Source organism: Ectothiorhodospira sp. BSL-9 (assembly GCF_001632845.1).
Lineage (GTDB): Bacteria > Pseudomonadota > Gammaproteobacteria > Ectothiorhodospirales > Ectothiorhodospiraceae > Ectothiorhodospira.
Genome location: NZ_CP011994.1, coordinates 3,435,042 through 3,459,182, shown reverse-complemented (window position 1 = coordinate 3,459,182; position 24,141 = coordinate 3,435,042). Strand labels below are relative to the sequence as shown.

General features: G+C 62.4%; 23 protein-coding genes and 2 tRNA genes. 8 read left to right on the top strand and 17 right to left on the bottom strand.

Translation table 11 applies throughout. The features are described from left to right. Positions 1-7: 7 nt before the first annotated feature. The 7 genes from ECTOBSL9_RS15810 to ECTOBSL9_RS15780 form a co-directional block, all read right to left on the bottom strand. Positions 8-937, bottom strand: a complete 930-nt coding sequence (locus tag ECTOBSL9_RS15810) for an ATP-binding protein (protein ID WP_063465859.1) — start codon at positions 935-937, stop codon at positions 8-10. A 129-nt stretch (positions 938-1,066) separates the two neighbouring features. Then, entirely contained in the window at positions 1,067-1,375 is a 309-nt protein-coding gene (locus ECTOBSL9_RS15805) for a hypothetical protein (RefSeq protein WP_082830089.1), read from the bottom strand. Between the two features lie 286 nt (positions 1,376-1,661). After that, a tRNA-Cys gene (locus ECTOBSL9_RS15800) sits at positions 1,662-1,735 on the bottom strand. 77 nt (positions 1,736-1,812) lie between these two features. Further along, positions 1,813-1,888, bottom strand: a tRNA-Gly gene (locus tag ECTOBSL9_RS15795). Between the two features lie 90 nt (positions 1,889-1,978). Continuing rightward, the gene (locus tag ECTOBSL9_RS15790) at positions 1,979-2,326 is read right to left on the bottom strand and encodes a hypothetical protein (RefSeq protein ID WP_063465857.1); all 348 of its coding nucleotides are present in this window, start codon (positions 2,324-2,326) and stop codon (positions 1,979-1,981) included. 67 nt (positions 2,327-2,393) lie between these two features. Then, a complete protein-coding gene (locus tag ECTOBSL9_RS15785) occupies positions 2,394-3,191 on the bottom strand; it encodes a type II secretion system protein N (protein ID WP_063465856.1) in 798 nt (265 codons plus the stop codon). A 41-nt stretch (positions 3,192-3,232) separates the two neighbouring features. Then, on the bottom strand, positions 3,233-3,916 hold the full coding sequence (locus ECTOBSL9_RS15780) for a pirin family protein (protein WP_063465855.1): 684 nt from the start codon (positions 3,914-3,916) through the stop codon (positions 3,233-3,235). Positions 3,917-4,177: 261 nt separating this feature from the next. On the opposite strand from ECTOBSL9_RS15780, the gene ECTOBSL9_RS15775 reads away from it, so the two are divergent. The 5 genes from ECTOBSL9_RS15775 to ECTOBSL9_RS15760 all read left to right on the top strand — a co-directional run bounded on the left by ECTOBSL9_RS15775 (position 4,178) and on the right by ECTOBSL9_RS15760 (position 9,035). After that, positions 4,178-5,431, top strand: coding sequence for an IS256 family transposase (locus tag ECTOBSL9_RS15775; RefSeq protein ID WP_063465985.1), 1,254 nt, complete (start codon positions 4,178-4,180; stop codon positions 5,429-5,431). Between the two features lie 170 nt (positions 5,432-5,601). Next, positions 5,602-6,621 carry a triacylglycerol lipase gene (locus ECTOBSL9_RS15770; protein ID WP_063466252.1) on the top strand — a complete coding sequence of 340 codons (1,020 nt, stop codon included), beginning with the start codon at positions 5,602-5,604 and terminating at the stop codon, positions 6,619-6,621. A gap of 847 nt (positions 6,622-7,468) precedes the next feature. Then, positions 7,469-7,654: a light-harvesting antenna LH1, alpha subunit gene (pufA, locus tag ECTOBSL9_RS16770; protein ID WP_082830006.1), complete on the top strand. Its 186-nt coding sequence runs from the start codon at positions 7,469-7,471 to the stop codon at positions 7,652-7,654. Between the two features lie 62 nt (positions 7,655-7,716). Then, the gene (gene pufB, locus ECTOBSL9_RS15765) at positions 7,717-7,854 is read left to right on the top strand and encodes a light-harvesting antenna LH1, beta subunit (RefSeq protein ID WP_025282887.1); all 138 of its coding nucleotides are present in this window, start codon (positions 7,717-7,719) and stop codon (positions 7,852-7,854) included. Positions 7,855-8,081: 227 nt separating this feature from the next. Next, complete coding sequence (locus ECTOBSL9_RS15760) at positions 8,082-9,035, top strand: histone deacetylase family protein (RefSeq protein WP_063465854.1); 954 nt, start codon at positions 8,082-8,084, stop codon at positions 9,033-9,035. Positions 9,036-9,056: 21 nt separating this feature from the next. Here the strand turns inward: ECTOBSL9_RS15760 and ECTOBSL9_RS15755 are convergent, their stop codons facing one another. Further along, on the bottom strand, positions 9,057-9,863 hold the full coding sequence (locus ECTOBSL9_RS15755; RefSeq protein ID WP_063465853.1) for an inositol monophosphatase family protein: 807 nt from the start codon (positions 9,861-9,863) through the stop codon (positions 9,057-9,059). 55 nt (positions 9,864-9,918) lie between these two features. On the opposite strand from ECTOBSL9_RS15755, the gene ECTOBSL9_RS15750 reads away from it, so the two are divergent. Further along, positions 9,919-10,620, top strand: coding sequence for a hypothetical protein (locus ECTOBSL9_RS15750; protein WP_240481011.1), 702 nt, complete (start codon positions 9,919-9,921; stop codon positions 10,618-10,620). Positions 10,621-10,635: 15 nt separating this feature from the next. Here ECTOBSL9_RS15750 and ECTOBSL9_RS15745 read toward each other — a convergent pair whose 3' ends face one another. Then, positions 10,636-11,673, bottom strand: coding sequence for an AEC family transporter (locus ECTOBSL9_RS15745; protein WP_240481010.1), 1,038 nt, complete (start codon positions 11,671-11,673; stop codon positions 10,636-10,638). Between the two features lie 162 nt (positions 11,674-11,835). Beyond that, the gene (locus ECTOBSL9_RS15740; protein ID WP_063465852.1) at positions 11,836-13,839 is read right to left on the bottom strand and encodes an acetoacetate--CoA ligase; all 2,004 of its coding nucleotides are present in this window, start codon (positions 13,837-13,839) and stop codon (positions 11,836-11,838) included. 199 nt (positions 13,840-14,038) lie between these two features. Between ECTOBSL9_RS15740 and ECTOBSL9_RS15735 the strand changes: the two genes are divergently transcribed. Further along, positions 14,039-15,316 (top strand): hypothetical protein, encoded by a 1,278-nt coding sequence (locus ECTOBSL9_RS15735; RefSeq protein WP_063465851.1) that lies wholly within the window; start codon positions 14,039-14,041, stop codon positions 15,314-15,316. A gap of 64 nt (positions 15,317-15,380) precedes the next feature. Then, on the top strand, positions 15,381-16,235 hold the full coding sequence (locus ECTOBSL9_RS15730; RefSeq protein ID WP_063465850.1) for a class I SAM-dependent methyltransferase: 855 nt from the start codon (positions 15,381-15,383) through the stop codon (positions 16,233-16,235). 11 nt (positions 16,236-16,246) lie between these two features. Here the strand turns inward: ECTOBSL9_RS15730 and ECTOBSL9_RS15725 are convergent, their stop codons facing one another. The 7 genes from ECTOBSL9_RS15725 to ECTOBSL9_RS15695 all read right to left on the bottom strand — a co-directional run bounded on the left by ECTOBSL9_RS15725 (position 16,247) and on the right by ECTOBSL9_RS15695 (position 24,017). Further along, positions 16,247-17,143 (bottom strand): hydroxymethylglutaryl-CoA lyase, encoded by an 897-nt coding sequence (locus tag ECTOBSL9_RS15725; RefSeq protein WP_063465849.1) that lies wholly within the window; start codon positions 17,141-17,143, stop codon positions 16,247-16,249. A gap of 10 nt (positions 17,144-17,153) precedes the next feature. Beyond that, positions 17,154-17,633 (bottom strand): MaoC family dehydratase, encoded by a 480-nt coding sequence (locus tag ECTOBSL9_RS15720; RefSeq protein ID WP_063465848.1) that lies wholly within the window; start codon positions 17,631-17,633, stop codon positions 17,154-17,156. Next, positions 17,630-19,642: an acetyl/propionyl/methylcrotonyl-CoA carboxylase subunit alpha gene (locus ECTOBSL9_RS15715; protein WP_063465847.1), complete on the bottom strand. Its 2,013-nt coding sequence runs from the start codon at positions 19,640-19,642 to the stop codon at positions 17,630-17,632. Before ECTOBSL9_RS15715 ends, ECTOBSL9_RS15720 begins: the two co-directional genes overlap by 4 nt. Before the next feature lie 62 nt (positions 19,643-19,704). Then, complete coding sequence (locus ECTOBSL9_RS15710) at positions 19,705-20,505, bottom strand: enoyl-CoA hydratase/isomerase family protein (protein WP_063465846.1); 801 nt, start codon at positions 20,503-20,505, stop codon at positions 19,705-19,707. 14 nt (positions 20,506-20,519) lie between these two features. Continuing rightward, complete coding sequence (locus ECTOBSL9_RS15705; protein ID WP_063465845.1) at positions 20,520-22,127, bottom strand: carboxyl transferase domain-containing protein; 1,608 nt, start codon at positions 22,125-22,127, stop codon at positions 20,520-20,522. 80 nt (positions 22,128-22,207) lie between these two features. Next, a complete protein-coding gene (locus ECTOBSL9_RS15700) occupies positions 22,208-23,374 on the bottom strand; it encodes an isovaleryl-CoA dehydrogenase (RefSeq protein WP_063465844.1) in 1,167 nt (388 codons plus the stop codon). A 136-nt stretch (positions 23,375-23,510) separates the two neighbouring features. Further along, positions 23,511-24,017: a MerR family DNA-binding transcriptional regulator gene (locus ECTOBSL9_RS15695; RefSeq protein ID WP_063465843.1), complete on the bottom strand. Its 507-nt coding sequence runs from the start codon at positions 24,015-24,017 to the stop codon at positions 23,511-23,513. Positions 24,018-24,141 lie beyond the last annotated feature (124 nt).

The following is a 24,141-nucleotide window of genomic DNA, read 5'->3' as shown; positions in this document are numbered from 1 at the left end:
GGTATGTTCAAACAGCGGAGGTTGGCTGGGAGGGGGCAGTCTGAGGCCTGGGTCGGGGCAGGATGATCTCGATGTGGGTGCCGACTCCCAGGTCGGAGTCGATCCACATGCGCCCGTTGCAATGGCGCACCACCCAGTAAGCCTTGGTGAGGCCGAAGCCGCCGCCCCGGGTGGGCCTGTCACGGACGTTTTCACCTCGCACGCCAAACTCGACGATACCCTCGATCTGGTGGGGAGGAATCCCCATGCCGGTGTCGTCCACCACAAAACGGATTTCGCGCTCGGTTTCCTTCAGCCCGGCCAGGATGCGTCCGCCGGGTGAGGTGTATTTGCGGGCGTTGGCCAACAGGTCACGCATCACATCCTGGAAGATGGCGGGTACATAGAGGTGGTCGCCCTCCAGGCTATCAATATCCACCTTGATGAGGTAATCGTCCGGCTGTTGTTCGGCGATGTTCTGAGTGATGCGATAGCGTCCCTTGCTGTTCTTTTCGATGGCGAGTAGCAGCTGCCAGAAGTCTGACCGTAATGGGGCGACCTCCAGCCAGGTCCAGCCCAGTGGCTCACCCGAACGGGCCTCCAGTTCGCGCACGCGAGTGCCAAGGACTGCCAGGATGGATTCGATATTGTCGGTGGACGCATACAATTCCTCATCCAGATCGATGCCTTCCAGGGCCTCGCTGATCAGCGTGTGGATGCGGGTCTGCAGGGACTGTGGGTCGGCCAACCACGAGGCGGCTTGCTCCGGGTCCTGCAGGGCGTCTGCGAACGCGTGGACCAGCGCAAGGGCTTCCTGAAGGGGCGGGGAATACCCCAGGCCATAGGCCATGAGGTCCAGTTCACAGGCCAATACGTTGAGCACATTCAGAAAACTGTGCATGTCGATCAGGGCTTCCTGCTCTGCGTTCAGATTCAAGGCCCTGGTGATTTCGACCACAGCGCACTCCCGTGAAAGGAAAGTATAAGAGCCGTGGAATTGTAAACGATCAAAAAAAATGTGTGACGCGCAGCAAGGCTCAAATGGGGGGTACCGGAGTGCCCCCCACGATATGGCCGACGAACGGTATCAGTCTTCCATCAGTTCTTCGCCAGCCTCTTCCACTTCCTCAACGGCGTCGTCCACCTCGCGCCCAGCCTCTTCGGCCGGACCGGGCTCATCCACCATGTCGCCAACAGCCTCGGCGGCCTCGTCAGCGGCATCCTCCACGGCATCCACAGCATCGTCGAACTGATCCTGTGCGTCTTCCATGGTTTCGTCCACGGACTCGCCGGCCTCTTCTGCCGGGCCGGGATCGGAGCAGCCCACCAGGATGGCGAAGGGCAGGGCGGTGACCATGGCCGTAACGACAGCGGGAAGTAATTTGCGATGTATCATGATGATCTCCTTGATCGGTTCATCCACCGACGATTCGAGAAATGGGGTTGAGGGCAACTGGATTGTATGCCCAGTTGTTGGCAAAAGGCAGAGCCTTTGGTCACGTTTCTTAAGGCCGAGTGACGCGGGGTCTGCCTGGTTCACCCTTCATCTCCGAATGAACTATGCTTGGTCACGTCGTGCTGTGAGTGATTTCACAGGAACAGGATCGGGTGATTAAAGGATCGGCGCCTAAGCAAAAAGCCCGCCGATCTGTTGGGATCGGCGGGCTTTTTGTGAAGAATAATGGAGGCTGGGGTCGGAATCGAACCGGCGTACACGGCTTTGCAGGCCGCTGCATAACCACTCTGCCACCCAGCCTTTGGGCTATAAGGGAATGGTACCATCCCCCTGGGTCAAACAAAAAACCCCGGCTGCGCCGAGGTTTTGGGAAGATCTGGAGCGGGAAACGAGACTCGAACTCGCGACCCCAACCTTGGCAAGGTTGTGCTCTACCAACTGAGCTATTCCCGCGTCGCTGATGGGTGCGTATTCTACAGCCCCGCGCGCCACTGTCAACCTTTTTTCATCTTCTTGAATCAAAAGGGTTAGTGCGGTGTGTCGTCATGGGGTAGTGGGGGGAGTTTCCGGCTGGTTGATGTTCAACCCGTAGAGTCGATCCACAGGCAGCGTCAACGCCAGGCCCTGACGAGGGGAATCCAGATTGAGCTCGTTGCGCAGTTGCAGGGCAGTGCGATTGGCCACCTCGGTATCGGCGATCCAGAACAAGAGGGTCATCGCGCTTTGAAAGGTCAGGCCGAAAAAGGTCTTGATAGGGGGGGACCCGATGCCGCTGGCGGGTACCATCGTGACCCCGGAGATACCGGAGCGATCAGCGACATCCAGCGCCTTGTCCGACACATCGTCGGTGACGATGGCGATGAGCAGGGAAGTGTTAGCGGTGTGCTCCATGAAGCATCTCCTTCAGTTACTCGCCAGCCATGCTCCAACCATAGCACGCTGCAGAACCTCTCGGGGCTCAGGGTCTTTGCAGACGAATCACGTAGTCGTTGCCGCTCCGTTCCCCCACTTCTGAAAGGGCTCGTGCCAGCGCCGGGTCGTCAGGGTCTCGGGGAGAGGCCGTGGCATCGAGACGCACTCGGCCTTGGGTCAGATGGCCGGACACTTCCCCTTGCAGGGCGAGTGGCCCCCCCTGGTCGGTGAATGTCCCTTTGAACTCACGACCCTTGGCGGTGAAATCGCCGCTCAGATCTCCCAGCGGGACGGATTGATCCGCCTCGATGACAGCATTGTGCCAGCGGAATCGGCCGCTGGCGGATCGGAGCTCCCCCTCGTCCGTCATATCAAGCCGATGCAGATCCAGTGACAGGGTGCCGCCCAGCCCGGCATCATTCAGGCCCGCCCCCTGCAGCATCCGCCCCAGCTTGGCAGCGGGCATGTGGCCATGACCGTCGGCAACGCGCCAACCCGACATGCCGCGGCTGGCCACGCCCTGGAACCGGCCATCCGCCGTGGTGGCCTCGACATCGGCCACCACTCGCCCTGTGATTGCCTGCATGGGGCGCAGCTCCCACTGAACATCTGCCGGGCCCAGGTCCACCCCGGCGACTGGTGGCAGGCTCACTTGGCTGACCTGCCCGCGACCCAAAGACCCCTCCATATCCATCCTGGCCAGGGCGGCGGGCACCGGCAGGTGCCGGCTGGCAGTTTCCTGCAAGGTGGTCATGGGGGTTTGTGCCAGCACCCACGCTGCTGAGGTCAGCAGCAGGGCCAGCAGGAAAAGGGCGATGAGGAAGAACAGGAAGAGTCGGCGCATTCCGCCATTATAGTGCGGTGGAAGACGGGCCCAAAGCCTTTTCAGGGCAGATCAAACAGCAGCGCTTCGGCATCCTCGCTTTCCAGCACAATGGCCAGTTCATCCTGGATGGCGGCGGCATCCCCCTCGTTCAGAACTTCACCGTTCACCGTGAGGCTGCCCCGGGCCACGTGGATGTACTGATTGCGATGACGTTCGGGCTCATAAGTGATGGGGGCGCGCTCCAGGGTGGCGCGAAAGAGTCTAGCGTCCTGGTGGATGGTGAGCGAGTCCTGATCACCGTCGGGAGACACCAGCAGGCACAGCCCGGGGGACGGTGGGAAGGCCCGTTGTGCATAACCCGGCGCCACCCGTTGGGTGTGGGGCAGTATCCAGATTTGCAGCAGGTGCAGGGGGTTCTCGCTGGAGGCATTGACCTCGCTATGGACGATGCCGCTGCCGGCGCTCATCACCTGCACCTCACCGGCATGGAGCACGCAGTGCCCCCCGGTGTTGTCCCGGTGCTCAATGGCCCCCTCAAGCATGTAGGTGATGATTTCCATGTCCCGATGGGGGTGGGGCGGGAAGCCGGCGCCGGGCGCCACGTGATCGTCGTTGATCACCCTGAGGGCGGAAACCCCCATCTGCTCCGGATCGTAGTACTCCCCGAATGAGAAGCTGTGCCGACTGTCCAGCCAGTCGATGTGGGTGTGGCCTCTTTCTTCTGCCGGACGGATTGTGATCATCGTGATGGGTCCCTGGCGGGAACGCCCGCCGCAAGCGCTGTTGATGTACACATTGCTTAGATTGAGTCCACCGGTTCGAGTTTCAATGTATCCGAGTTGGCGCCGTCGGATGCTCAGCGTCGACTGGCTTAACGTGAAAGAACCAGGTGAGCTACAGACACGAGTTAAGCTCAGATCTGGTGTATGGGGGAAGGAAGTGAAGGTGGCGTATCCTGTTGATTGATCACGACCAAGATCTCAATCAACAAAAGCGGATACGCCATGACCAAGTCTACCCTTCAAGCTGTTTCACAACCAGAACCGCAGGCCACGGATCCGCTGCACGAGCTGCTGCGCCAGGGTGCCCGCGACCTGATTGCCCAGGCGGTCGAGGCCGAACTGGCCACTTTCCTGGCGCAGCATGCCGAGCAGCGCCTCGACGATGGGCGCCAGGCGGTGGTTCGCAATGGCTACCTGCCCGAGCGCACGGTGCAGACCGGGATCGGTGATGTCAGCGTCCAGGTGCCCAAGGTGCGTGACCGCAGTGGCGGTGGCGCCTGCTTCAACAGCAGTCTGCTGCCGCCCTACCTGAAGCGGGCTCGCAGCGTTGAGGAGTTGATCCCCTGGCTCTACCTGAAGGGGGTCTCCACCGGGGACTACCAGGAGGCCCTGAGGGCATTGCTGGGTGAGAAGGCCAAGGGGCTCTCGGCCAACACGGTTTCACGGCTCAAGAAGCAGTGGGAGGATGAGCACACAGCGTGGCGGCAGCAGGACCTGTCAGACCGCCGCTACGTCTACTGGTGGGCTGACGGCATCTACAGCAAGGTGCGCATGGATGACCGCTTGTGCCTGCTGGTGATCATCGGGGTCACGGAGCATGGCCGCAAGGAGCTGGTGGCTGTCGAGGATGGCTTCCGTGAGTCGGCGGATAGCTGGGAGGCGCTGCTGACCCACTTGCGGGAGCGCGGCCTCACCACCGGCCCCAAGTTGGCTGTGGGCGACGGTGCCATGGGGTTCTGGGCAGCGCTGAGCAAGATCTATCCACAGACGGACCATCAGCGCTGCTGGGTCCACAAGACAGCGAATGTGCTCAACAAGCTGCCCAAGTCGGTGCAGCCCAAGGTCAAGTCCGATCTCCAGGAAATCTGGATGGCGCAGACCCGAGAAATGGCTCACCAGGCCTTTGATCGCACCCTGAAACGCTTCGAGGCCAAGTACCCCAAGGCGATGGCCTGCCTGGCAAAGGATCGGGATGAGCTGCTGGCATTTTACGATTACCCTGCGGAGCATTGGGTGCACATCCGAACCACCAACCCGGTGGAATCGACGTTCTCCACGGTTCGCCTGCGGACCAAGCGCAGCCGGAGCTGCGGATCCCGGGCGACGACATTGGCGATGGTATTCAAGCTGCTCCAGAGTGCCCAGAAGCGCTGGAGACGCATCAAGCATTTCCAGAAACTGGAACTGGTCGTCAACAACGTCAAGTTCCAGGACGGAGAGCAAGTAATCGATCAGTCAGACAGGAAGGCCGCCTGACCGCCGTACACCAGATTTGACAATAACTCTACAGACACTCCCTTCTCCCCCGAGGGGGAGAGGGGCTTTTAACGTATCTTTCATCATCTGGGGTGACTCACCACCGTGATGCATGAGCGCTAGGTTGTAGAATAAGAGCGCTCATACGATCCTGATGGTTGGGGGTGTTCATGCGCCGCTTTGTGCTCATTCTATTGCTTGGTCTGGGGGTGTTCGTGGTGGCGGCGGTGGCCGGGTGGATCTTCTGGTCGGAACGTCATCCGGAACTGGAGCGGGATCTGCGGGTAGAGGCTCAGGAACAGCTGGAGACCTGGTTCCCCGAAGCCATGTCGCTGCCACCCGATCAAGTGGGTTTCGTACCCAAAGGCGGCCCCGAGGGTCAATCGGGGCCCGAGGTGGTACTGATCCATGGCCTGGACGAACCCGGGGGGATCTGGGACGACCTGGTACCCGAACTGACCCAGGAATGGGTGACCTGGGAGTTTCGTTATCCCAACGACCAGGCCATCGATCACAGCGCCGACCTGCTGGCGGCGCACTGGGAGGAACTGGAGGTGTCGGGTCCGGTGATCCTGATTGGTCATAGCATGGGCGGCCTGATCATCCGCGATTTCGTCACGCGCTGGCGCCACCCGGAAGACGCGCCCGCTGCGGTGACTGGGCCCGGGGTGGGGGGTGCCATCATGGTGGGGACACCCAACCAGGGCTCGGAGTGGGCCCGGCTGCGTGCCTGGCTTGAGGTGCGCGAGTGGTTCGCCGATATTCAGGAGGGTCGCTTCTCCCTGTGGGCCGGCCTGCGCGACGGTACCGGCGCCGCCAAGATTGACTTACGCCCGGGCAGTGATTTTTTGCATGATCTCAATGCGCGCACCTGGCCCGACGAGATCCCGGTTCATGTGATTGGCGGTCGCATCACCGAGCCTACACCCGCGATGCGCGCCAGCATCGATGCCTTGTCGGAGGATCTGGGAATCGAAGACCTGGATGAACGGGTCGAGGCTTGGTGGTCATCCACCGGTGAGTCGGTGGGTGACGGCGCCGTGCCGGTGAATTCGTTGCACTTTGAGGGGGCGCCCGAACCGGAAATCCTGCAGGCCTCCCATCGCGGTCTGCTGGTGCGCATGCCCTTTACGGATGACGCACCGCCGGCCATTGAGGTGATTGTCGACCAACTTCGGGCCTGGCGGTGAGCCGAGCCTGGTTCCGGGTGTTGCCCGCAAAGACCGAGCGGCGAACTCAACTATTAAGATGGGGTCACATCACTGTGGGCCCGTCATCCAGTCGTGGAATCGGGGCTCCACTCGTCCATTCGCGTCACGAGAGGTCAAGTCATGCAAGCTGTCAGAGGGTTTTCCTACGGGTTGTTCGCCCTGGCCGGGGTTATTCTGGCCTATTGTGTGTGGGTGTAACTGTTCGGGCCCTGGCTACATGAGATCTGGCCAGGGTCTTCGCTGAAACCTCATTACACGCGCGGTCAGCGATCGCGCGTGTACCTGCCGTTGGCGCCAGGGATGGCGCTTTATTGCTGTCCTTTCCGTCACTTGACCCCTGGATGCTCGAATGGAGCCTTGCCCCGTTTGCGGGCTGGGGGCTTGTTGGCCAGTAGCCTTATTTAATCATTTATCCCGATGTCATAGTGATAAACGGGGCTGCAGCTCCGGTGATTCTTTGCTTTCATCTATCAGTTTCTTGGAAAGTATAGGTTTTTATCTTTGGGTCCCGCCAAATGATGGCCTCATCATGGAAGGAGGTTTGTTTTTCTCTCTAAGTGTATGGTTTGCCTGAAGTAAATATTTAATTTTTCTTAATGTTGAATAGTTTGTGAAAAAGCGCTTGACCTGTCTTTCCTTTCGTCTAGACTTAGAAACCATGAAAACAGTGTTGTTACTGGTTAACCCGGGTTCAATCCTGGTTCGGGTGATCGGCGACATCCCGCCCTCAAGAGGGGTAAAGGTTTAGATCGCGCCACGCGACTAATAAGGGCTTGAGTCATGGCCCAATTTCACTGAAAGCCTTACTTTATAGGGGAAGACAGTAATGAGTGAATACAGACCGAGCAGACCAAGCAATCCCAGAGACGACTGGAAACTGTGGTTGGTAGTCAACCCAGGTACTTGGTTGATCCCCCTCTTGATCACTTTCCTTGCTACGGCGTTGATTGTACATTCCTTCGTGTTTACCAACGAAGCGTACAACCCGCTCACCTATGAAGTGTCCGAATAATCGCTCGGGCGCTTAACCGTAACGCTGATTGATTGGAACCAATTTTTTAGAGGTAAACAGGCATGGAAAATAGTATCTCGGGTCTCACTGAAGAACAGGCGAAAGAGTTTCACGAACAGTTCAAGGTGGTGTTTACCACGTTCGTGGTGCTGGCTGCTGCTGCTCACTTCCTCGTATTCCTGTGGCGGCCCTGGTTCTAAACCGAGCCAAGCAGTCGATTTTGTGAACATGAAGGGTTAGAGCCCTCAACCAAGAGCCCTCTTGGTTTGTTCCACGCGGCCCTGCCGCCATAGCCGACACGCCCCCACGTATGCTCGCACGTGGGGGCGTGTCATTTGTTCGAGCCTTAAACCAGGTCGCGCGTGATGGATATATCCCAGTTGCGCGAGCTCGATCATCGTGACCGCCGCCACCTGGAGGCAATGTCATGTCGCTTGACTACATATCCCACGAGACCTGCCTGCTGCATCGGGCCCCATCGGCGCACCCCGAGTGCCCTGAGCGCCTGCAGGCCATTGAGCAGGCCCTGGGCAGCTCGCCACTGGCATCGAAGATCACGCGTATCCAGGCGCAGCCGGTCACCCGGGATGCGCTGCTGCGGGTTCACGATGCCGCCTATCTGGATCAAGTGGCATCGGCGATCCCGGCCCCAGGTGGCTGGAACATCCTTGACACCGGAGATACCTATCTCTGCGAGCACAGCCTGGAAGCGGCGCAGCTGGCCGCGGGTGGCATGGTGATGGCGGTGGATCGGGTCATGGAAGCGCCCGGAAGGCGGGCCTTTTGCGCCGTGCGCCCCCCGGGGCATCATGCCGGGCGTGCCTTCGGGATGGGGTTTTGCCTGTTCAATAACGTGGCCGTGGGGGCTGCCCATGCTCTGGAAGCTCACGGCCTGTCGCGCGTGGCCATCGTGGATTTTGACGTGCACCACGGCAATGGCACAGAGGACATCTTCCGGGACGAGCCCCGGGTGCTGTTCTGTTCCAGCTTTCAGCATCCCCACTATCCCGGCAGCGGCGCTGATACGCGCAGCGACCACATCCTGAACCTTCCCCTACACGCAGGCACCGACGGCCAGGCCCTGCGGGCCGCCGTGGAAGAGTACTGGCTGCCGGCCCTGGAAACCTTCAAGCCCCAGCTTTTGCTGATCTCCGCCGGTTTCGACGGTCATGCAGACGATCCCCTGGCCAACTTCCGTTTGCGGGAGGTGGACTATGTGTGGTTGACCCAGATGGTGGCGGATCTGGCCGACGAATATGCCGAGGGTCGCGTGGTATCCACGCTTGAGGGCGGGTACAACCTGCCCGCCCTGGGGCGCAGTGCCGTGGCGCATCTTGCCGTGCTGGCGGGATACGCGCCGGGGGTTGACGGGGACGGGTAGCCCTTTGAGGCAATCGGCGGATTACGCCTGCAGAGCCTGCTCCCACGCATCCAGCAGTTCCCGTGACATGGCGCACACCGCCGAACGCGGTTGCAGATCCAGCGCAGCGGGTGCCTGGCCCGGAAGCGTGGTGTGGTGGCCGCCGGCTTCGGTGAGGATGAGCTGGCCGGCAGCGTAGTCCCAGAGGTTTTGCTTGCCGTGCACGTACACGGCAAACCGACCGGCTGCCACCCAGCACCACTCCAGGGCGACGGAGCCAATGGATCGCTGTGAGGCGTAGGGCGGTTCGGTGGCCAGGTTAATGGCCATTGGGCGGGGCAGGCGCTTGAAATCCACCGCGGCGATCGCCCGGGACAGCTCGGGGACGTCAGCCGGGTCGATGGTCAGACGCTCCCCATTGAGCCATGCCCCTTCACCGCGAACGGCCGTGAAGGTCTCCCGGCGACAGGGATCATGGACCAGTCCGAACACCACCCGACCGTTCTCCATCAGCGCCAGGGCGGTGGCGTAGGCGGGCAGGCCCGCACGGAAGTTGCTGGTGCCGTCCAGCGGATCCAGCACCCACGCAGGGCGGTCAGACTTCAGGGTGCCCTGCTGGGCCTGCGGCGTCATCTCCTCACCGAGAAACCCGATCCCGGGGTGAATCTCCGCCAGCCAGTCCTGCAACTGGCGTTGAATGGCAATATCCGTGTCGGTCACCCACGAACCATCGGTCTTCAGGCGCCCGGATCGATCGGCCTGGTTCAGTATCTGGTTGACCCGCTGGCATACGCCCTGAGTGATGGAATGCCAGTCCAAGGACTGTATGGTGTGGGAATGATCTGCCATTCCCGAATCATAGACGATAATCCGCCATCATCCCTGTTTTGGAAGGAGTTCGATCTTGAATATTGCCGCCCCCGCCTGGCTGAGCCGGCTCCGCCCGACGCCCGTCGTTGATGACACCACCCGTGCCTGGATCAGGGATGTGCATGACTGGGCGCTGTCGCAGCAGGATGACCTGCGCCCCCTGGACCAGGCGAAATTGGTGATGCCCATTCGCGAGCATTTCCCGGCCGAGGTGCAGGACCCCCACGGGGCCGCTGTGGCCACCTTCGAATCCATTCGCCAACATGCCGGGCTTGGCAGTGTGCCGATGCAACTGGTGCCGGCAGGTACCGGTGCGCGCTTCCCGATCCAACCCAGCGAGGCACAGCCGCTGGTCCTGGAATATGACCTGCGCCTGTGGACCAACCGACAGGCCCTGGTGGCGCAACTGGCCCGCGATCTGGCGGCCTGGTGGGTATTCACTCGCCCGCAACCGGCGCCAGCCCAGCAGGGCAATGAAGCCCATGTGGCGGAACTGGTGGCCGTATGGATGGGGTTTGGCATCTTCATGGCCAACACCGCCTTCATCGCCCGGGTGGGTGGCTGCGGCAAGTGCGCAGGCCCGGCGATTGACCGGTCTGCGTCTCTTGGGCGACCGGAGATCGCCTACGCCCTGGCGTGCTTTTGTCGCGACCAGGGCGTTGCGCCCCGCGAGGCCCGGTATTTCCTCGATGCCCCCTTGAAGGGGCTGTTTCGTCAGGTGCGGCGGCTGGTGTAGTGGGTTGCCGCCGGGCTACCCCGCGCCGGGCGGCATCCACCCTGTCACCATCACCGGGATGAACCCCAACGCGAAGAGGGTGCTGAGCAGGGTGGTGCCTGCAGCCTGCTGGGGGTGGGTGTTGAGGATGCTGGCGATGACCACGGTGTTGGCAGCGATGGGGGTGATGGAAAGCAGGAAGAGGGCCTGGTGAACCGCCGGGTCGTAGATCCCCAGCCAGTGCGCATCCAGCCAGGCAAAACTCAGGGCCAGTAGCGGCCAGCTGATGAATTTGCCCCCAAAGGCCAGCACGGTAAACTGGCCGCTACCCACCAGGCCCCGAAAGCTCAGGATGCTCATGCCGATGATCATCATCCCCAGGATGCTGTAGGCGCCGCGCAGGTTGTCGAACAGGGGCTGCAGGGCGTCGGCGATGCCGATGCCGTTCAGGTTGAGCATCACGCCCAGCAAAAAGGCGTACAGCGAGGGCAGGCGCGCCACCTTGACCAGGCAGTCGCGGATGCCGAAACGACCCCGCGCCGCCAGGTAAAAACCCACGGAATTCTCGAACAGTGTGGTCCCCAGCATGCACAGGATGTAAATGCTCAAGCCTTCGGTGCCAAACAGCAGCAGCGCCACGGGGATGCCGAAATAACCGCTGTTGCCGGTGCCCACCGACAGGGGAATGAGCGAGGCGGTGCCGTCCTTGAGCCAGCGCCGGGCGATGTACAGGTGGCTCAGGGCAATGACCGTGCAGAACCCGAACACCATCACCGGCAGCAGGATCACCCTGGGCGACAGCGGGGCATGCATCACCCCGGCAAAGATCACCGACGGTGTGATGATATAGAGCATGATCCCGGCGATATGCCCCCCACTGGCGTTGAGGTAACGCCCGGCCACCCAGCCCAGGGCAATGGTGATGTACAGGGGGAGGAGCTGGGTGAAGAGAGACAGGGTAGCGTTGACGTCCTGAATGAAGAGAATTCCTACGGCGAGGTTGTTCTCGCTTCGGTGGGTTCCTGCCCCGAGACCGCCCAAGGAGATGGCTTGGTTTTCGCCGCTAAGCTCCACGCGGACGCTTTTACGGCGGCGAACCAACCCATGCTCCCCAGGACTCACATTCTCGTGTCTGACAGGCGTTACTTTCGGTCCGCCCGACCGTAGGTTGATAAGAACATGGCCAGTATAGCGGCGCTATGCGAATCCCCTCAAGGGGGATTCCCGCGCCGCGCGCTATCCTTCCCCGCCCTGAACGGCGGGCCTTGTCGCGCACTGGGTCAGGCACCGTGCAATCTCCTGCAGGGATTCCGGGTTGGCCAGGGCGCCCAGGTTCTCCGCATCCGTTTCGCCCTGGAGCATGCGGGCGACGGCAAGCTCCACCTTCTTGCCACTGCGCGTATAAGGGATCTGGCTGACGGCATGTATCCTTGCCGGCATATGGCGCGGACTGGCATTGGCACGGATGCGCGAACGGATGCGCTTCTCCAGTTCGGGTGTGAGGGTCTGCTCCGGTGCCATGACCACGAACAGCACCACCTCCACATCACCATCCTCATGGGGTGCCCCCACCACCAGGCTGTCGGCCACTTCTGCGATGGTTTCCACCTGCCGGTAGATTTCCGCGGTGCCAATGCGCACGCCACCCGGATTGAGCGTGGCATCGGACCGCCCATAGATGATGGCGCCACCGTGCGGCGTGAACTGCACGAAGTCACCATGGGCCCAGATGCCCGGGTAGGTGGCGAAGTAGGATTTGCGGTAACGGGCCCCGTCCGGATCGTTCCAGAATCTCACGGGCATGGCCGGGAAGGGGGTCACGCAGACCAGTTCACCCCGATCATGCCCCGCGTCCCGACCATCCGGGGTGTAGGCTCGTGCATCCACGCCCAGCATGCGGCACTGGATTTCGCCCCGCCGTACCGGCAGCAGCGGCGTGCCACCCACGAAGCAACCGCAGATGTCGGTCCCGCCGGAAATGGAACTGAGCATCAGATCCGCCTTCACGCTGTGGTACACCCAGTCGAAATCCTCCGGCAGCAGGGGGGAGCCGGTGGAAAAGAGGGCGCGCAAGGCCGACAGGTCATGGGTATTGCCGGGTTCCAGGCCGGTCTTGCGACAGTTTCCCAGATATTTGGCGCTGGTGCCGAAATGGGTGACCTTTTCCCGGGAAATCAGGGACCACAGGCAATCCAGGTCCGGGTGCGCCGGTGACCCGTCGAAAAGCACCAGGCGCGCCCCGGTGAGCAGTCCGGAGGCAAGCCAGTTCCACATCATCCAGCCGGTGGTGGTGAAGTAGAAGAATGTGTCTCCCGGCCTCAGATCGGCATGCAGCAGCAATTCCTTGCTGTGGTTGAGCAGCATTCCGCCGGCTCCATGGACGATGCACTTGGGTACGCCCGTGGTGCCGGAGGAATAGAGGATGTAGACGGGGTGATCCGGCGGGAGTTGCTCGAACACCGGGGCGGCCTGGGGGTGGGCCTCCAGGGCGGTGTCCCAGGCAACGAATCGAGGATCATCCGGATGCCCGATTTCAGGCAGCATGGGCAGGCTCAGCACGCGTTGCAGCCCCGGGATCTGCCGCGCCAGTTCGAGGTTCTGGTCCGTGCGATCAAAGACCTTGCCGTTATAGCGATAGCCGTTGGCCAGAAGCAGGACCCTGGGTTCAATCTGTCCGAAGCGATCCACAATGGCGGAGACGCCGAAATCCGGTGAGGCCGAACTCCAGATGGCGCCCAGACTGGTGGTGGCCAGCATGCCCACCAGGGCCTCGTGGGTATTGCCCACGACGCCCGCCACACGGTCGCCCTGGTTCACACCCTGTTCCCGCAGCCAGGCCTGGAGGGAGGCCACCCGCGCCAGCAGGGTGGCACGATCCAGTCGCACATCCTCGCGGGATTCGCTGACCTCCAGCACCACCTCTTCATTGGGGTTGCCGTCGATGGCGTGGCGCAGCAGGTTTTCGGCGAAATTCAGCCGGGCACCCACGAACCAGCGGGCGCCAGGCATGGTAGCGGATTCGAGCATCTTCTCGGGTTCGCGACTGGCGCGCACCCCGGTGTGGCGCCAGATGCTGTCCCAGAACGCCTCGGGATGACTCACGGACCAGCGATGCAGGGCGTGATAGTCCTGGAAGGGTCCGTGGCCCTGCTGCACAAGCCAGTCCCGGTAGCGGGCCATGGCGCTTTGGGTGAGTTCCCGGGGACCCGGTTGCCAAAGAATCTCCGCCTGTGTGCTCATGCTCGCCTCCCGTTCTGATTGAGATGGGTCCATGCCCGCCGCGCCCTGGGTCGTCATGGTGCAGTAACGTTTACGTTTAAGGAATATATAAATTGACGTTAGCGTAAACGTAATCTAGCCTTATCCAGGTCTCGACGCAATGGGCGTGGGGGCTTGTGAAGGGCATAACGACGACAATCACCATCGGGAGGAGACACACATGGGTATCAAACCCGGATATCTGGCGCTGGCCGGCCTGCTGGCCGTGCCCAGCGCGTGGGCGGTTGAGTACGACTTCAGTGGCGACATCGATGTACGCGCCTTCGGTCGCCTGCCGGCGGCGGGGAGTTACGAGAGCGGTTTCGAGCAGCGCCTGCGGGTGCAGTCGGACATCCGCCTGCAGGATGGCGTGAGTGTTCACGCGGGCGTCAACCTCATCAATGACACCTGGCGAGGTGATGCTTCCGGGGATGTGAATGCGCTGCAACAGAGTCAGCCGTTCACCCTGGGACGCGACCATCGCACGGTGACCCTGGACTATGGGTATGTGCAGATCCCCCTGGGCGACTGGAACCTGCGCGCCGGTCGCCAGATCGCCAACTGGAACTTCGGTATCACCGTGGCCGACGACCGCCGCGACCGGATCATGATCCTGGGGCCGGTGGCCGAGGGCGTGACCTTCCTGGCGGGGGGAGACCAGCGCCAGAAGGGCACCCTGGATGACCGCAAGGATGACGGTTACCTGCTGTTCGCCGGTTTTGTGGGCAATACCAACGACTGGTCATGGGGGGCTTTGCTGGGGCAATACGTGGGCGATGACGAAAAGGGCGACGCCGGTGAGTATGTATCCGGCCGGTTCTATGCCCCGCGGGACGGCACGCTGCTCTCCCCCTGGGCTCAGGGGCAACTCGGGCAGGTCAAGGTCACCACGGGTGCCCATTACCTGGGAGGCGGTGATGCGGTCTACACCAACGATACCTTCGCCGGCTTCCTGCGGGGTGGCTTCGAACTGTCCGACAACTTCAATCTGGAAGCCCAGTATTTCTTCAACATCGCCGGGTCGCTCATCGAACCAGGTTTCGACACCTTCTCCAGCCTGATCCACAGCAGCCCACGCCATGATGCCACCGCCACGTACATCGAGGCCCTGGACATGCGTGGACTTGGCAAGGTGTCACGGGAGTTCAGCGCGGTGGGTGACCAGGACATCGACCGGCATCTTCTGGCGGTGCGTGGCACGTACAGCCCCCATGCCAGCTGGAAGCTGAAACTGGCCGCCGGTTGGGTCCGCTATGACGGCATGGCGCCCAATCTGGGGCAGACCGGGGACGATCCGGATCGGACCGAGGATGTGGTTTTCGGTGACATCCAGTTGCACCACGACGTGACGCCATCCACCAGCCTGTGGGCCACCTACGGCTATGCCGATACCGCGGACCTGATCGATGGGCGTGACAGCGTGGATGCGGTGAGCCTGAATCTCAGAACCCGTTTCTGAGGCGCTGACCTGGTCCCTATCGGGAAGGTGGGGACCAGTTCCCGATGCCTGCGAGGAGTCGCCCATGTCCTCTCACATGCACACCCTGGCACGCCGGTACGCCGAGCCGGATCTGCTCGACCGCCTTCGCCGGGCGCTGATCACGCGCGGACTCGATCCCGACCGTCTCTCCTGTGATGAGATCGCGGCGATCGACCAGTTGCACGTGGGCGGGCGTGCCGCGAGTCGTGCCCTGGCCGCAAGGGCCGGGCTCGAAGCCGGGATGCGGGTGCTCGATCTGGGGTGTGGCACCGGCGGCACCAGTCGCCTGCTGGCGGCGGAGCATGATGCCCGGGTGATCGGTGTGGATATCACCGCTCCCTACCTGGAGGTGGCTCATTGGCTGAGCGAGGCCACCGGGCTTCGTGATTGCACCGGTTTCTTGCGCGCAGACGCCCAGCACCTGCCTTTTGCCCCGCTCGCCTTTGATGGGGTGTGGTCACAGCACACACTGATGAATGTACCGGATCCAGCCCGTGCCCTGAGCGAGGTGCGCCGGGTGCTGGTGCCGGGGGGGCGGCTGTGGCTCCATGAGGTGGTGCAGGGGCCGTGTACCGCCACCCTCATTTTCCCGGTGCCCTGGGCGGATGATCCGGCCCACAGTCATCTCTTGACGCTGGAAGCACTCCAGGGCCTGTTGGGTGCGGCGGGTCTGCGCCCCTTGCATGTGGAAGATGTCAGCGAGGCGGCGTTGCATTGGCGGCGCAAGCACACCCGGCGCGAGGCCGGGCGCGGTGACAGTGGGGCCGGGGAGCCGACGCCCCTGTCCCCCGCACTGATCTTTGGCCAGCGATTTATGGACATGGGACGCAACGTGATGCGCAATCTGGAGACGCAGCGGATTCGGGTGGTGATGGGAACCTGGGTGAGAACGGACTGAGGCGGGGCGCCTCAGCCTCCCATGGCGCGCGCCACCCGGGACTGCACCGGGCGGCCCAGTTGCTGGTGGATCCAGTGGGCCGTATCCACCAGGGCACGCAGATCCACGCCGGTCTCGATGCCCATGCCCTGGAGCATGTAGACCACTTCTTCGGTGGCCACGTTGCCGGAGGCCCCCCATGCGTACGGGCAGCCCCCCAGACCGCCCACGGAACTGTCCACCGTGGTGATGCCCAGCTCCAGCACGGCGAACAGGTTGGCCAGGGCCTGCCCATAAGTGTCGTGAAAATGCGCCGCCAGATCCGCCAACGGCACCTGTGCCGCCACGGTTTCCACCATGCGCCGCGCCTTCAAGGGGGTGCCGGTGCCCACGGTGTCGCCCAGCGAGATCTGGTAGCACCCCATGTCATGCAGGCGCCTGGCCACCCGGGCCACCGCCTCGGGAGCGATGTCCCCCTCGTAGGGGCAGCCCAGGGTACAGGACAGATAACCTCTCACCGGGATCTCCCGCTCCCGGGCCTGGGCCAGGACCGGCTCGAAGCGCTCCAGGCTCTCGGCAATGCTGCAATTGATGTTCTTTCGCGAGAAGGATTCCGAGGCCGCCGCGAAGACCGCCACCTCCCGGGCACCGGCGGCCACGGCATTCTCGAGGCCCTTGAGATTGGGGGTGAGCACGGGAAAGCGGACGCCCGGCCGGCTGGGTAGCCCGGCCATGACCTGGGTGTGGTCCGCCATCTGGGGTACCCAGCGTGGCGAGACGAACGCGGTCGCCTCCACCTGACGCAGGCCAGCATCTACCAGGCGGTGGATGAGTTCCAGCTTCACATTCGTGTCAATGTTGCTGGGCTCGTTCTGCAGTCCGTCCCGAGGGCCCACCTCGACGATGTTGACGGCATGGGGCAGGGGCATGATGCTCTCCTCATTGAGCGGCACTGGCTACGGATGGGGCGACGCGTTCACGCGCTTTCACCAGGATGCTGGGTTGTAGTTCGAGCACGGGCTCGCCGGCCTGATTGATCGCGGTCCACAGGACCTTGATCACCCCCCAGCCTGGACGCGACTCGGAGGCCTTGACCTCGCGGATCTCCATGTCCAGCGCGATCCTGTCGCCGGGTCGCACGGCCTTGATGAAGCGGATACCTTCGACCGCAATGCCGATCTGACCTTCGGCCATGCGCAGGTCCGAGCGGATGGCCATGGCTGTCATCACCGATATTGTGTGCCAGCCGCTGGCCACCAGGCCGCGGAAAAAGGTGTTGCGGGCCGCCACCGGATCCACGTGATGGGGCTGAGGGTCGAACTCCTCGCCAAAGCGGATGATGTCCGCCTCGCTCATCTCCTGTGGGCCGGTACTGAAGCGCATGCCTGGTTGCAGGTCTTCCAGGTAGTAGGTGCTCATGATGCGTCCCCGGGACGGATGGCCAGAAGCGGGGACCCTTCGCTCACCTGGTCGCCCTCGTTGAAGTAAACCGTTTCCACAACGCCCTCATTGAAGGCGCTGACCACGTATTCCATCTTCATGGCCTCCAGCACCATGAGGGCATCCCCCTCGTAGACGTGATCGCCCACCTCCACATTCACGGCCACCACCATGCCCGGCATGGGGGCCACCAGACTGCCTTCCTTGACCTCGTCATCCATGCCAGCAGCCAGGGGATCATGCAGCATCAGCTCCCGGGTTTCGGAACTCATGGCCGCCGTGAGCCGCTGCCCGTCCCTTAACACCCAGGCGTCCAGGTGCACCCCGTCCAGTTGCATGCGCAGCCGTCCGTCGGCATGAAGGTGTCCGCGGGCACGGTGTTGATGACCGGCCCATTCGATCAGAAAGCCGTCGTCTCGATAGTGGGCAATGACCTTGAGATCAAGATCCTGAGCAGTGTCCAGAAAGTGCAGAGTACGGTGGCTGTCGCCGTTGAGCTGCCAGCCGGAGGTGCCGTGCCAGGGGGAGTAAGGATCGGCCGACGTGCGCGCCCGCTCCAGGTTCTCGCGATCCACCCGCAACAGTTCATGCAGCGTGGCCGCAGCCAGCAAGGCGGGGCTGATCTCCCGGGGGGCTGGTAGCAGGGCGTCCCGGTGCGTCTCTATGAAGCCAGTGTCGATGCGCGCGGCCCGAAAATCCGGGTGAGCCGCCAGGCGGGCGAGGAAATTCACATTGGTGGTGGTGCCCACAACGATGAACTCACTCAATGCGGTCTGCAGGCGGTTGAGGGCGGTTTCCCGATCCTGATCCCAGACCACCAGCTTGGCGATCATGGGATCGTAATGCACGGAGATTTCATCCCCCTCCTGCACCCCGGTGTCGATGCGGACATGGGGTGACTCCTCGGGTGTCCGCAGGTGGCGGATCGCGCCAGTGGCGGGCAGAAACTCCCGGTCGGCATCCTCGGCATAGATGCGTGCCTCGAAGGCGTGACCGTTGAAGCTCAGCCGCGACTGTTCGCAGGGCAGGGGTTGGCCGGCGGCCACCTGCAGTTGCCAGGCCACCAGATCCTGACCCGTGATCATTTCCGTGACCGGGTGTTCCACTTGCAGCCGGGTGTTCATTTCCATGAAATAGAAGTCGCCGCGGCCATCCATGATGAATTCCACGGTGCCTGCGCCCACATAGCCGATGGCCCGGGCTGCGGCCACTGCGGTTTCCCCGAAATGCCGGCGGCGGACCTCGTCCAGGCCCGGCGCCGGGGCCTCCTCGATCACCTTCTGATGGCGTCGTTGCACCGAGCAGTCCCGTTCGAACAGATGCACCACCTGGCCGTGGGTGTCCGCGAAGACCTGGACTTCCACGTGGCGTGGCTGCAGCAGGTACTTCTCGATGAGCACGCGGGCGTCGCCAAAGGCGGCTGCTGCTTCCCGCTGGGCTCCCTTGAGGGCCTCGCCAAGATCCTCGGGGCGGTCCACACGACGCATGCCCTTGCCGCCGCCACCGGCAGAGGCCTTGATGAGAACCGGATACCCGATCTCCTCGGCCACCTCGGACAGGTGCTGGGGGGACTGATGCTCGCCATGATAGCCGGGAACCAGGGGAACGTTTGCCTCCGCCATGATGGCCTTGGCGGCGCTCTTGGAGCCCATGGCCTCGATGGCCTCTGGGGGCGGGCCGATGAAGATGATGCCGGCATCCCGGCAGGCACGGGCAAAATGTGCATTCTCCGAGAGGAAACCGTAACCCGGATGAATGGCCTGGGCGCCGCTTTCCCGTGCCACCTCGATGATCCGCGCCTGGTTCAGGTAGCTTTCCCGGGCCGCGGCGGGGCCGATGGGCCAGGCTTCGTCACAGGCCTTCACGTGCATGGCCTGGCTGTCCGGCTCGGAGTAAACCGCTACGGTCCGGATCCCCAGTCGTCGGCAGGTCCGCTCGACCCGGCAGGCGATTTCCCCCCGGTTGGCGATCAGTATCTTGTCGAACATGCTCCAGTCCCTGTCAGGTGAATCGCATGGCGCCTCACAAAGAGGCGGTGATAGGGGCCCTCTCAGGCCATGCCGGATGTGGGCCAGATCGGCGGGCGTTTTTCAAGAAAGGCGCCCAGCCCCTCCTGGCCTTCACGGCTCACGCGGATGCGGGCGATCCGGGCTGCGGTATCCTCAAGCAGCCTGGAATTAATGGGATGGGCCGCCACGTCCCGCACCAGCGCCTTGGCCGCGGACATGGCCTGGGGGCCATTCCGAGTCAGATGTTCCAGAAGCTGCGCCAGCATGTGGTCCAGGTCTGACTCGTCCGAGGCAATTTCGTGCACCAGGCCGATCTGCTTGGCACGCCTCGCATCGAACATTTCCGCCGTGGTGAAGTAGCGCCGCGCGTGGCGCTCGCCCATGGCGTCGATCACGTAGGGGGAAATGGTGGCTGGGATGAGGCCCAGGCGAACCTCCGATAGGCAGAATCGGGCCCGGGGGACTGCCACGGCGATATCACAGGCTGCCACCAGGCCCACGCCACCGCCCATGGCGGCACCGTTGACCCTTGCCACGGTGGGCTTGTCGAGCCGATAGAGGGTATCCATCAGTTGACCCAAGGCCAGGGCGTCGCGATGGTTTTCCTCTTCGGAATATTCGACCATGCGCTTCATCCACTGGATGTCGGCACCGGCGGAAAAGCTCTTGCCCGCGCCGGTGAGCACCACGGCCCTGACCTCAGGATCCTGCTCCAGCGTCACGAGGGTCTCGGTCAGTTCCCGAATCAGCTCATCGTCAAAGGCATTGTGACGTTCGGGGCGGTTCAGGGTGATGGTGGCCACGCCGGCTTCGGCATGGACCCGCAACATATCGTTCGCCATGATCTTTCTCCAGGTCACATGCGGAAGAGCCCGAAACGGGTCTCCTCGATGGGGGCGTTGAGGCTGGCGGAGATCCCCAGCGCCAGCACCATACGGGTGTCCGCAGGGTCAATGACGCCATCGTCCCAAAGGCGTGCCGTGGCATAGTAGGGGTGTCCCTGGTGCTCGTACTGTGAACGGATGGGGGCCTTGAAGCGCTCCTCCTCCTCACTGGACCAGGCCTTGCCCTGGCGTTCCAGCGTGTCGCGCTTCACCTGAGCCATCACACCCGCCGCTTGCTCGCCCCCCATCACGGAGATGCGGGCGTTGGGCCACATCCACAGGAAGCGCGGTGAGTAGGCGCGTCCACACATCCCGTAATTGCCTGCCCCGAAACTGCCCCCGATGATGACTGTGAACTTGGGCACCCGGGCGCAGGCCACCGCCGTGACCATCTTGGCACCATCCTTGGCGATGCCACCGGACTCGTACTTGCGACCCACCATGAAGCCCGTGATGTTCTGCAGGAACACCAGGGGGATGCCGCGTTGGCTGCACATCTCGATGAAGTGGGCCCCCTTGAGGGCAGACTCGGAGAAGAGGACGCCGTTGTTGGCCACGATGCCCACGGGGTACCCATGAATGTGGGCGAAGCCGCACACCAGAGTGGTGCCGTACAAGGCCTTGAATTCGTCTAGCTCGGAGCCGTCGACGATGCGCGCGATGACCTCGCGGACGTCGAAGGGTTTGCGGGTGTCGGTGGGGATGATACCGCCCATCTCTTCCGGGCTGTAGCGGGGCGGCCGCGAGGGTCGCAGGTCGAGGCTGACCTGCTTATGGCGATTGAGGCGACTGACGCAGCGACGGGCCAGCCCCAGGGCATGGGCATCATTGAGGGCGTAATGGTCGGCCACCCCCGAGATCTTGGCATGCACATCGGCACCCCCCAGTTCCTCGGCGGTGACAACCTCGCCGGTGGCCGCCTTCACCAGCGGCGGTCCTGCCAGGAAGATGGTGCCCTGTTCCTTGACGATGATGCTTTCCTCGGCCATCGCCGGCACGTAGGCGCCGCCTGCCGTGCAGGAACCCATGACCACCGCGACCTGCGGGATGCCCTGGGACGACATGACCGCCTGATTGTAGAAGATGCGGCCAAAGTGATCCCGGTCTGGGAATACCTCGTCCTGATTGGGTAGGTTGGCTCCGCCGGAATCCACCAGGTAGATGCAGGGCAGGCGGTTCTGCTGGGCGATTTCCTGTGCCCGCAGGTGTTTCTTGACTGTGATGGGATAATAGGTGCCGCCCTTGACCGTGGCATCATTGGCCACAATCATGCATTCCCGACCCGATACCCGACCGATGCCGGCGATAACGCCTGCGGAGGGCACTTCGTCGCCGTACAACCCGCAGGCGGCCAGCTGGGAAATTTCCAGGAAGGGTGAGCCAGGGTCCAGCAGCACCCTTATGCGCTCCCGGGGCAGTAATTTGCCGCGGGACAGGTGGCGTTCACGGGCGCCTTCACTGCCGCCTGCGCTCACGCGCGCCACACGCTGACGCAAATCCTCCACCAGGGCCGACATGGCCGCTTGGTTGGCGGCGAACTCCTCGGATCTTGTATTGATCTTGCTTTTAATGACGCTCATCGGTTTCCCTGCCCACCAGTTTGCTCATTGTGTGCCGGGCGCACTGGGGCCGCCTCGTGCGGAGGCGGTCATGGACGGCCTCAGCGGGTTTCCTTGAACAGTTCCCGGCCGATCAGCATGCGCCGGATCTCGGAGGTGCCTGCGCCGATTTCGTAGAGCTTGGCATCGCGCAGTAGTCGACCGGTGGGGTATTCATTGATGTAGCCGTTGCCACCCAGGCACTGGATGGCCTCCAGCGCCATGGAGGTGGCCTTCTCGGCGGCAAACAGGATGGCCCCAGCGGCATCCTTGCGCGTGGTCTGCCCCCGGTCGCAGGCACGACCGACGCTGTAGACATAGGCCCGGGAGGCATTCAGACTTACATACATGTCGGCTAGCTTGCTCTGCATCAGCTGGAATTCCCCGATGGCTTGATTGAATTGCTTGCGTTCATGCACGTAGGGCAGGACCACATCCAGGCAGGCGGCCATGATCCCCAGCGGGCCGGCGGCCAGCACCGCCCGCTCATAGTCCAGCCCTGACATGAGAACCTTTACCCCTTCACCTTCCTGTCCAATGATGTTTTCCGCGGGCACCTCGCAGTGGTCGAAAATCAGTTCGCAGGTGTTCGAGCCGCGCATACCCAGCTTGTCCAGCTTCTGGGCAGTAGAGAAGCCTGGGGTACCCTTTTCGATCAGGAAGGCCGTGATGCCCTTTGGGCCCGCGTCCGGATCGGTCTTGGCATAGACTACATAGGTGCTGGCCTCGGGGCCGTTGGTGATCCACATCTTGTTGCCATTGAGCACGTAGTGATCGCCTTCGCGCCGGGCCCGCAGGCGCATGCCCACTACATCGGAGCCTGCGCCGGGCTCGGACATGGCCAGAGCACCCACATGCTCGCCAGAGATCAGTTTGGGCAGGTAGCGCTGCTTCTGTTCTTCGCTGCCGTTGAGCTTGATCTGATTGACGCAGAGATTGGAGTGCGCACCATAGGAGAGTCCCACCGAGGCTGAGGCGCGGGAGATCTCCTCCATCGCCACCATATGGGCCAGATAGCCCATGCCGCTGCCCCCGTCTTCTTCGCTGACGGTGATACCCAGCAACCCCATCTCGCCCAGCTTGGGCCACAGATCCTGGGGGAACTCGTTGTTTTGGTCGATTTCAGCCGCTCGTGGTGCAATTTCAGCCGCGGCAAACTCGGCCACCGCGTCACGCAGCATGTTGATTTCATCGCCCAAATCGAAGTCGAGAGTAGGGTGGTGGCTCATGGCATGATCCTTTTGGTGGGTTTCCAGAAGCGTATATACAGTTCACGTAAACGTCAATATTAAATTACGTTAACGTAAACGGAATTATGCGGCGAGCTGGGAGTATTTCGGAAAGGCCTCGTCTTTCATGGCGTCATCAAGGCCCTGTATTGAGATCGGGTTTGCCGCCATCAGGTATGTCGATGCCGTCGGGGCTTGCCGTATCCGCTTTCTGGACCTGCTTCTCCTTCTCCTGGGCTGAAAGTAGTTGCTGGCAGTGAGCATAGGAGTGCTCCAGTTCCTTGAGGGTCTCCTCCAGGTCCTCCCGTTGCCGGAGGAGATGCTCGCGCTTTTCGTCAAGCACATTCAGGTAGTACCGCAATTGCCGGGACTCGCCGTGGGCATCGTCGTAGAGATTGAACGCCTCGCGCATCTCGCCCAGCGTGAATCCCAGTCGTTTGCCGCGAAGGATCAGCTTCAGGCGTGCGCGATCCCTGCGGCGATACAGGCGTTTGGTGCCCACGCGCAAGGGCGTGAGCAGGCCTTCATCTTCGTAGAAACGAATGGCGCGGGTGGTGATGCCGAATTCCCGTGCCAGTTCACCGATCGTGAACGTGGTGCCGTGGGCGTCGGTTTCCTTGAAGGCGGGCTGGGGTTGAGTCATGGATGAACCTCCGTCGGCTCCTGCCGGCCGCTCCTAGGGAGGGGGCTGGGGTATATACCGCAAACGTGAACGTCACTTAGGCTGGGAAACGATAAGGAACAGACCCAAAGTGTTCCCATTGTAC

What these genes read in the sequence shown, in the direction of transcription:
- pufB (WP_025282887.1), top strand. Translation starts at nt 7,717, where the DNA reads ATGGAAAATAGTATCTCGGGTCTCACTGAAGAACAGGCGAAAGAGTTT.
- ECTOBSL9_RS15775 (WP_063465985.1), top strand. Translation starts at nt 4,178, where the DNA reads ATGACCAAGTCTACCCTTCAAGCTGTTTCACAACCAGAACCGCAGGCC.
- ECTOBSL9_RS15805 (WP_082830089.1), bottom strand. Translation starts at nt 1,375, where the DNA reads ATGATACATCGCAAATTACTTCCCGCTGTCGTTACGGCCATGGTCACC.
- ECTOBSL9_RS15730 (WP_063465850.1), top strand. Translation starts at nt 15,381, where the DNA reads ATGTCCTCTCACATGCACACCCTGGCACGCCGGTACGCCGAGCCGGAT.
- ECTOBSL9_RS15755 (WP_063465853.1), bottom strand. Translation starts at nt 9,863, where the DNA reads ATGGCAGATCATTCCCACACCATACAGTCCTTGGACTGGCATTCCATC.
- pufA (WP_082830006.1), top strand. Translation starts at nt 7,469, where the DNA reads ATGAGTGAATACAGACCGAGCAGACCAAGCAATCCCAGAGACGACTGG.
- ECTOBSL9_RS15740 (WP_063465852.1), bottom strand. Translation starts at nt 13,839, where the DNA reads ATGAGCACACAGGCGGAGATTCTTTGGCAACCGGGTCCCCGGGAACTC.
- ECTOBSL9_RS15790 (WP_063465857.1), bottom strand. Translation starts at nt 2,326, where the DNA reads ATGGAGCACACCGCTAACACTTCCCTGCTCATCGCCATCGTCACCGAC.
- ECTOBSL9_RS15715 (WP_063465847.1), bottom strand. Translation starts at nt 19,642, where the DNA reads ATGTTCGACAAGATACTGATCGCCAACCGGGGGGAAATCGCCTGCCGG.
- ECTOBSL9_RS15735 (WP_063465851.1), top strand. Translation starts at nt 14,039, where the DNA reads ATGGGTATCAAACCCGGATATCTGGCGCTGGCCGGCCTGCTGGCCGTG.
- ECTOBSL9_RS15710 (WP_063465846.1), bottom strand. Translation starts at nt 20,505, where the DNA reads ATGGCGAACGATATGTTGCGGGTCCATGCCGAAGCCGGCGTGGCCACC.
- ECTOBSL9_RS15700 (WP_063465844.1), bottom strand. Translation starts at nt 23,374, where the DNA reads ATGAGCCACCACCCTACTCTCGACTTCGATTTGGGCGATGAAATCAAC.
- ECTOBSL9_RS15725 (WP_063465849.1), bottom strand. Translation starts at nt 17,143, where the DNA reads ATGCCCCTGCCCCATGCCGTCAACATCGTCGAGGTGGGCCCTCGGGAC.
- ECTOBSL9_RS15705 (WP_063465845.1), bottom strand. Translation starts at nt 22,127, where the DNA reads ATGAGCGTCATTAAAAGCAAGATCAATACAAGATCCGAGGAGTTCGCC.
- ECTOBSL9_RS15695 (WP_063465843.1), bottom strand. Translation starts at nt 24,017, where the DNA reads ATGACTCAACCCCAGCCCGCCTTCAAGGAAACCGACGCCCACGGCACC.
- ECTOBSL9_RS15770 (WP_063466252.1), top strand. Translation starts at nt 5,602, where the DNA reads ATGCGCCGCTTTGTGCTCATTCTATTGCTTGGTCTGGGGGTGTTCGTG.
- ECTOBSL9_RS15780 (WP_063465855.1), bottom strand. Translation starts at nt 3,916, where the DNA reads ATGATCACAATCCGTCCGGCAGAAGAAAGAGGCCACACCCACATCGAC.
- ECTOBSL9_RS15760 (WP_063465854.1), top strand. Translation starts at nt 8,082, where the DNA reads ATGTCGCTTGACTACATATCCCACGAGACCTGCCTGCTGCATCGGGCC.
- ECTOBSL9_RS15785 (WP_063465856.1), bottom strand. Translation starts at nt 3,191, where the DNA reads ATGCGCCGACTCTTCCTGTTCTTCCTCATCGCCCTTTTCCTGCTGGCC.
- ECTOBSL9_RS15720 (WP_063465848.1), bottom strand. Translation starts at nt 17,633, where the DNA reads ATGAGCACCTACTACCTGGAAGACCTGCAACCAGGCATGCGCTTCAGT.